Annotated in this window: 6 protein-coding genes; 2 read left to right on the top strand and 4 right to left on the bottom strand. The window is 71.6% G+C overall.

Features of this window, described 5'->3' with window-relative positions; translation table 11 throughout:
- Positions 1-25 precede the first annotated feature (25 nt).
- Together BHU15_RS24945 and BHU15_RS24950 are read right to left on the bottom strand one after the other, a co-directional pair.
- A complete protein-coding gene (locus BHU15_RS24945; protein ID WP_031231086.1) occupies positions 26-1141 on the bottom strand; it encodes an ADP-ribosylglycohydrolase family protein in 1116 nt (371 codons plus the stop codon).
- A gap of 138 nt (positions 1142-1279) precedes the next feature.
- Complete coding sequence (locus BHU15_RS24950; RefSeq protein ID WP_435896993.1) at positions 1280-3886, bottom strand: bifunctional FO biosynthesis protein CofGH; 2607 nt, start codon at positions 3884-3886, stop codon at positions 1280-1282.
- Positions 3887-3983: 97 nt separating this feature from the next.
- Between BHU15_RS24950 and BHU15_RS24955 the strand changes: the two genes are divergently transcribed.
- Positions 3984-4625, top strand: coding sequence for a hypothetical protein (locus BHU15_RS24955; protein WP_069629254.1), 642 nt, complete (start codon positions 3984-3986; stop codon positions 4623-4625).
- A gap of 91 nt (positions 4626-4716) precedes the next feature.
- Here BHU15_RS24955 and BHU15_RS24960 read toward each other — a convergent pair whose 3' ends face one another.
- Both BHU15_RS24960 and BHU15_RS24965 read right to left on the bottom strand, forming a co-directional pair.
- On the bottom strand, positions 4717-6054 hold the full coding sequence (locus tag BHU15_RS24960) for an ABC transporter permease (RefSeq protein ID WP_069629255.1): 1338 nt from the start codon (positions 6052-6054) through the stop codon (positions 4717-4719).
- 3 nt (positions 6055-6057) lie between these two features.
- A complete protein-coding gene (locus tag BHU15_RS24965; protein WP_069629256.1) occupies positions 6058-6876 on the bottom strand; it encodes an ABC transporter ATP-binding protein in 819 nt (272 codons plus the stop codon).
- Positions 6877-7048: 172 nt separating this feature from the next.
- Here BHU15_RS24965 and BHU15_RS38575 point away from each other — a divergent pair.
- On the top strand, positions 7049-7242 hold a 194-nt coding region (locus BHU15_RS38575), incomplete at its 3' end, for a helix-turn-helix domain-containing protein (RefSeq protein WP_141726877.1).

The following is a 7242-nucleotide window of genomic DNA, read 5'->3' on the forward strand; positions in this document are numbered from 1 at the left end:
CCAGACGGGACTTCGCGGACAGGCCCTAGCCCCGCGGGTACCTCGTCAGCCAGGCCGAGGAGGTGATCGCAGGGCCGTGGAGCGCCGGGCCCTGTGTCATCTCCATCGCGAAGTCGTCGGCGATCTCCAGCAGTGTCGGGCGGCCCTCCAGCTCCGCCAGCCACGCGGGCGGCAGCGCCGTCTCCCCGTGCATCGCCCCCAGCAGCGCCCCGCACAGCGACCCCGTCGCCGACGAAGGGCCGTCGTGGTTGACGGCCAGGCGCAGGCCGTGGCGTACGTCCTCGCCGACCAGCGCGCAGTACACGGCCACCGCCAGTGAGTCCTCCGCCGCCCCGCCCTCCCCGAGCACCGCGACCCGGCCCGGCGTCGGGATGCCCTGGCGTACGGCTCCGAGTGCCTGCCCCAGCGCGTCGGTGACCGGCTGGTGGCCGGGGCGCTGGGTCAGCAGTGCCAGGGCCCGTTGGACGGCCGCGTCGACGCTGTCGCCGCGGGCGACGCCGTGCACGATCACCGCGTACGCGCCGGCCGACAGATACGCCGTCGGGTGGCCGTGCGTCTGCGCCGCGCACTCGACCGCCAACTGGCAGACCAGCTGCGGCTCCCAGCCCACCAGCAGCCCGAACGGCGCCGAGCGCACCAGCGCGCCCGCGTCCCGCGCGGTGGGGTTCTTGGGTTTCTCCAGGGTGCCCAGCACGTCGTCGGCCAGCCCGGTCAGACAGGGCCGCGTGGGGTCGCGGCGCGCGTACAGCCACTCCTCCTGGGCGAGCCAGCCGTTGTCCTTGCGGCGCTCGTCGGGCCCCCAGTCGCTCTGGGTGGCGGCCCAGCGCAGATACGCGCGGTGCACGTCGGTCGGTGGGTGCCAGGCGCCGGTGTCGCGCCGGACCTGGGCGCGGATGAGGCCGTCGACGGTGAACAGGGTCAGCTGGGTGGCGGCGGCGACCGCGCCGCGCCGGCCGTACGCGGGGGCGAAGTCGGTGACGCCCTCGGCGCCGTGCGCGGAGCGGGTCTCGTCGAGGGTGAGCGTGTCCACCCCCGCTCCCAGCGCGTCGCCGATGGCTCCCCCGAGAAGGCACCCACGGACGCGGCTGCGGAAGTCCTGTTGTTCCGCCCGGCCCCATATTGCGGTGGCTGGCCTGTTCACGCGTCCCTCCTCCCGTGTCGTGGAACGCGCTCTGGCGCAGCACTGTAATCGAACGGGAACGGACGGTTCAGCACGGGCGGAGCGAGTGGCCGGAGGAGTGGCCGGTTCGTCCCCGGCCACCCCTTCCGCCCCCGGGAACTACTCGGCGGGCAGCAGCGGCAACAGCTCCGGCAAGTGCCCGTCGGACGCCTCCGCCGCCCGTACGCGCTCCTCGGGCACCTCCCCGTACAGCGTGGTCCGTGGCCTGGCCGGGCGCCCGGCCGCGTCGGCGATCGCGACCAGGTCCTTGACCGAGCGGTACGAGCCGTAACTGGAGCCCGCCATGCGGGAGATGGTCTCCTCCATCAGCGTCCCGCCGAGGTCGTTCGCGCCGGAGCGCAGCATCTCGGCCGCGCCCTCCGTGCCGAGCTTCACCCAACTGGTCTGGATGTTGGTGATGTACGGGTGGAGCAGGAGGCGCGCCATCGCCATGACCGCGCGGTTGTCGCGGGTGGTCGGTCCGGGGCGGGCGATGCCGGCGAGATAGACGGGCGCGTTGGTGTGGATGAAGGGCAGCGTGACGAATTCGGTGAAGCCCTCGCGCCCCGCCTCCAGCGCCTTGCGCTGCATACCGGCCAGCGTGCGGAAGTGGCCCAGCCAGTGCCGGGGCTGGTCGACATGGCCGTACATCATCGTGGAGCTGGAGCGGATGCCCAGCGAGTGCGCGGTCTCCACGACCTCGATCCAGGTCGCCGTCGGCAGCTTGCCCTTGGTGAGGATCCAGCGCACCTCGTCGTCCAGGATCTCGGCGGCGGTGCCGGGGATCGAGTCGAGCCCGGCCTCCTTCGCGGCGGTGAGCCATTCGCGGATCGACATACCGGTACGCGACGCGCCGTTGACGACCTCCATGGGTGAGAAGGCGTGGACGTGCATGCCGGGGACGCGTTTTTTGACGGCGCGCGCGATGTCGAAGTACGCCGTGCCCGGCAGGTCGGGGTGGATGCCGCCCTGCATGCACACCTCGACGGCGCCGACGTCCCACGCCTGCGCGGCACGGTCGGCGACCTGGTCGAGGGAGAGGGTGTAGGCGTCGGCGTCCGTACGGCGCTGGGCGAAGGCGCAGAAACGGCAGCCGGTGTAGCAGACGTTGGTGAAGTTGATGTTGCGCGTGACGATGTACGTGACGTCGTCGCCGACCACCTCGCGGCGCAGTTCGTCGGCGATCCCGGTGAGCGCGTCGAGCGCCGGGCCGTCCGCGTGCAGGAGGGCGAGCGCCTCGTCGTCGGTGAGCTTCGTGGGGTCGGCGGCGGCCTGTGTCAGTGCCTGCCTGACGTCGGTGTCGATGCGCTGGGGCACCATGCCGGGCGCGGCGGCCTCGCGCAGGGCGTCCCAGTCGCCGTACACGTGGTCGAAGTCGTCGCGCCGGTCGCCGGTGCGGCCCTCGGTGTCGATGGTGCGGTGCAGATCGGTACGGCCGGTGGCGGTGAACCCCTCGTCGGGCTCCTGCCACGGCAGCCCGGCCGGGGTCACATCGGTGCGGGCGAGCCCGGTCGCCGGGTCGGCGAGCGCGCGCACGTGCGGCATGACGCGCGGGTCGAGCCAGGGCTCGCCGCGCTGGATGAACTCCGGGTAGATCGTGAGCCGTTCACGCAGCTCGAACCCGGCGGCGGCGGTGCGCTCGGCCAGTTGGTCGATGTGCGGCCAGGGGCGCTCGGGGTTGACGTGGTCGGGGGTGAGCGGGGAGACGCCGCCCCAGTCGTCGATGCCGGCGCCGATGAGGAGGGCGTACTCCTCGTCGACGAGGTTGGGCGGGGCCTGGATCCGGGCCGCCGGGCCGAGGAGATGCCGGGCGACGGCGATGGTCGCGGCCAGCTCCTCCAGCTCGGCGTCGGGCATGGCGCGCATCGCGGTGTCGGGCTTGGCGCGGAAGTTCTGGACGATGACTTCCTGGATGCCGTGGTAGGCGCGGGCGGTGCGGCGCAGCTCGAAGAGGGAGTCGGCGCGCTCCTCGTAGTCCTCGCCGATACCGATCAGGATCCCGGTGGTGAAGGGGACGTTGGAGCGGCCCGCGTCTTCGAGCACGCGCAGCCGTACGGCCGGTTCCTTGTCCGGGGAGCCGTGGTGCGGGCCGCCGGGCTCGGACCAGAGACGGGTGGCGGTGGTCTCCAGCATCATGCCCATGCTGGGCGCGACGGGCTTGAGCCGCTGGAAGTCGGTCCAGCTCAGGACGCCGGGGTTGAGGTGCGGGAGGAGTCCGGTCTCCTCCAGTACGCGGATGGCCATGGCCCGTACGTACGCGAGTGTGTCGTCGTACCCCTCGGCCGCCAGCCACTCCTTGGCCTCGGGCCAGCGGTCCTCGGGCCGGTCGCCGAGCGTGAACAGCGCTTCCTTGCAGCCCATTTCGGCGCCCTCGCGGGCGATGTCGAGGACTTCGTCGGGCGACAGATACATGCCGTGTCCGGCGCGGCGGAGCTTGCCGGGGACGGTGACGAACGTGCAGTAGTGGCACTTGTCGCGGCAGAGCCGGGTGAGCGGGATGAAGACCTTGCGGGAGTACGTGATGATCCCGGGGCGCCCGACGGCTTCGAGCCCGGCGTCGCGCACCCGCGCGGCGGAGGCGGCGAGGTCCAACAGGTCGTCGCCGCGCGCCTGGAGCAGGACGGCGGCCTCGCCGGCGTCGAGCGCGACACCGTCCCTGGCACGTTTGAGGGCGCGGCGCATGGCGTTGGCGGTGGGGGCGGCGGGGGACGGGGCGCTCGTCGTCATATGTCCGAGCATACGAGCGGGGTCGGACGATTCCGGCTGCGAGATGAGTACATGAGCGGATCCCCACATTCGGGTATCCGGGAATAACGTCGATCATATGGACGACACGAAGGAATTGACCGACTCGGCCGGGAGCGGCGCGCTGCGGGGCGTGGGCATCGGCTGCGGGCTGCTCGTCGCGGTACCGGTTCTGGTCGTACTCGGCTTCCTCGTCACGTACACGGTGCAGCGCGGGACGCCGGAGGAGTACGAACGGGTCGCCCCCGAGGAGATGATGAGCCGTCTCAGCGCCGTCTCGCACGAGGCGTACGGGGTGCTGGGCCTCGACGGCGGCACGGGACCCGAGACCGACCCGGACCCGTCGGACCCGGCGCTCTGCTACCCCGGCGGACTGGAGAGCATCGCCGACGAGCCGGTGGAGCACGCGTACAGCCTCGCGGACCGGTGGGAGACGGACGGGGTGACGGAGGCCGATGCCAAGCCCGCGCTGAAGCGGTTGCACCGGCATCTGAAGGACGAGGGCTGGGACATCGACGCGTACGAGAAGTTCGACGGGACGGCGCACCGGGCGGCGGAGACGGCGGGACCGGCGGAGAGTCTGACGCTCCGCGCCTCGCGGGCGGGCTCGTCCGACGACGGCGGTGACACGCGGCTGCTCTTCGAGTGGCAGGACGGGAACGGCGACGGGGGCCGGTTCAGCGGTTCGGTCGTGTCGCCGTGCGCGTACGACACGGAGTAGGGCGGGCCCGGAACGCCCGGAAGGGCAGTCGCGGTGTGCGACTGCCCTTCGGCGGCGTTCCGTTCGTACCCGTATCCCGTGTCGCGTCATGTCAGGCGGCCAGTGCCACCGCCTCGACGGCCGGGCTGCGCAGGCCCCGGTAGGCCGTACCCACACTGGTGACCATCGTCGCCACGGCGCCGATGCCCACGACGACCAGCCAGATCGTGAGGCTCTGGTCCGGGATGGCGGTGTCGGTGCGGACCATGCTGAAGGAGACGATCCCGGCGAGCGCCGACAGCGTCGCGAAGAAGACGCCGAACACGGTCAGGATGAGCGATTCGAGACCGATCATGCGCAGCACCTGGCCCGGCGTGGCGCCGGAGAGACGCTGCTGACCGAACTCCCTGGTGCGGTAAGTGGTCGCCGCGTAAAGGCTGTTGACCAGCATGATGCAGGCGAAGATCACGATGATGCCGGCGATGACGAAGTTGAGCGTCTGGATGCTCTTGTCGTCGCTGGACCGGGTCAGCCCGGCGGCCTTGGCCGCGTCGTTCTCGATGATCTGCATGTAGAAGATGGCCGTGGCGATGCTGATGAAGAGGATCAGCGGCATGAGGACGCTGGAGAGCTGGTTGGCGCGCTGGCGCATGTTGTGGACGGTCAGATAGCCGCTGGCGCCGGCGAGCAGGGTCAGCGGCCCGGACAGGACGCGGAGCAGGACGCGCAGCAGGGCGGGCGAGAGGATCGCGAAGCCGGCGGCGAGCAGGATGGCGCCGTAGCCGGGTGCGGCCATCAGCGCGACGGCCGTCTTGTCGATGGCGAAGGTGGAGCCGACGGCGCCGGCGCCCAGGAGGAGGGCGGCGAAGCCGGCGACGTTCTTCGCGCGGCCACGGGACGTGGCGCCGCCGGCCGCTTCCTTGGTGGCGCGGCGGACCGCGAGGAACGCGGCGCCGACGGAGGCCAGCAGGGTGATGGAGGCGCCGAGGCTGATCGCGATCGGGCCGAAGACATGGTCGACGTGGTCGGCGACCTGGCCGCTGTCCTTGAAGACGTTGAGCAGTTGCTCGCCGCCGACCGTCGCGGGGCCGATGGCGATGAGGGAGCCGATGATGCCCACCACTGCGGCCTCGAAGACCACCATGCGCTTGATCTGCGCGGGAGTCGCCCCGCTGCGGCGCAGGAGCGAGATCTCCTCGCGGCGCTGGCGGACGTTGACGGTGAGGGTGGAGGCGATGGCGAAGAAGACGAGGAGGGCGCCGTAGCCGCCGACGACGTTCGCGGCGGTGGTGATGGGTTCCTTGCTGGCGCTGTCGATGCCCGGGGCCGCGGCGGTGTCGAGCATCGAGCCGAAGGTCATGATGACCGCGGCGCCGAGGAAGGTGGAGAGGAGGGTGGCGATGAAGCGCCCGGGGCGCCGGCGGATGGAGCTCATGGCGAGAGAGAACATGGGTCACACCCCCGCGAACGTGGTGTGGGCGAACGAGGGGACGGCGTTGTCCTGGTGGACGGTGTCGCCGAGGTGGGCGAGGCGATCGGCGACGGCGTCGACGGTGGGGCGGTCGATCTGTCCGGCGAGGCGGCCGTCGGCGAGGAAGACGACGGAGTCGGCGTAGGAGGCGGCGACCGGGTCGTGGGTGACCATGACGACGGTGCGGCCGTGGACCCGTACGGTCTCCTGGAGCAGGCTCAGGACGTCGCGGGCGCTGCGGATGTCGAGGGCGCCGGTGGGCTCGTCGGCGAAGACGACGCTGGGCTCGGTGACCAGGGCGCGGGCGATGGCGACGCGCTGCTGCTGGCCGCCGGAGAGCTGGTCGGGCCGGTGGCCGAGGCGCTCGCCGAGACCGACCTGGGTCAGGATCTCCCTGGCGCGGGCCCGGTCGATACGGCGCCCGGCGAGCTTCAGCGGCAGCACCGTGTTCTGCGCGACGGTCAGGGTCGGCAGGAGGTTGTACTGCTGGAAGATGAAGCCGATCCGGCGGCGGCGGAACTTCGTCAGCGCCGCCTCGCTGCCGCCGGTCATCTCCTCACCGTCGACCACGACCCGCCCGCTGTCGGGCCGGTCCAGGCCCGCCGCGCACTGGAGGAGCGTCGACTTCCCCGAACCCGACGGCCCCATCACCGCCGTGAAGGACCCGGCGGGAAGCGTCAGCGACACGCCGTCAAGGGCAGTCACGGCGTTCTCGGCCGACCCGTAGACCTTGGTGACCTGAGCCAGCCGCAGAGCGTCCTCGTTCCTGGCCGGCCGGTTCGCGTTCTTACGACGCATCATGATCGTTCCTTCCGTCGGACACTCTCTGTGCCATGAGTAAGACGCTACGGACGGGGCGCTTCGATCACATTGGGCGTACGGCCCGAACCACGGGTGTCGCTGGGTACACCGGCCCCCTGACGCCATCCCCCCAGGGGTGTCTTGTCGATCTTGGTGCTGTCACACTGACCAGGTGCGGACGAACGATGATTTCGGCGCTGCGCTGCGGGAACACCGGGCGCGGCTGAAGCCGGAGACGGTGGGAATACGGCCGCCGACACCGCCGACGACGCGCCGGGTCCCGGGGCTGCGCCGCGACGAGCTGGCGCGGCTGGCCGGGGTGTCGGAGGAGCATCTCAAGCGACTGGAGCAGGGGCGCCGGCGCCC

Source organism: Streptomyces niveus (assembly GCF_001723055.1).
Classification (GTDB): Bacteria; Actinomycetota; Actinomycetes; order Streptomycetales; family Streptomycetaceae; genus Streptomyces; species Streptomyces niveus.